This window comes from Flavobacterium cupreum (genome assembly GCF_003996965.1).
GTDB lineage: Bacteria > Bacteroidota > Bacteroidia > Flavobacteriales > Flavobacteriaceae > Flavobacterium > Flavobacterium cupreum.
On record NZ_QWDM01000255.1, the window covers coordinates 1 to 282 of the forward strand.

1 protein-coding gene is annotated in these 282 nt (G+C 61.7%); it reads left to right on the forward strand.

Going from position 1 to position 282, the window contains the following annotated elements; genetic code table 11:
* Positions 1–282 (forward strand): TolC family protein (locus tag D0817_RS27345; protein ID WP_161568497.1); only part of this gene is annotated, 282 nt, incomplete at both ends.

Consider the following 282-nt stretch of genomic DNA (forward strand, 5'->3'; position numbering starts at 1 on the left):
GGAAGCGAAACTGGCAGAGGCCGACAAAAAAGTCGACTGGACCGTTGAAGTCGCGTTCCTGCAGCGCGGTCCCGATTATTCCAACATGGCTTCCGTGGGCGTGTCGGTTCCGCTTCAGTGGAACCAAAGGAACCGCCAGGACCGCGAGCTGGCGGCAAAGCTCGCGGCCGTGGAGCAAGCCCGGGCCGAGCGGGAGGAAACGCAGCGCATGCTGGCCGCCGAAATCCGAACCATGATCGAAGAATGGACCAATGGACGCGAGCGCATTGCGCGCTTTGAAAG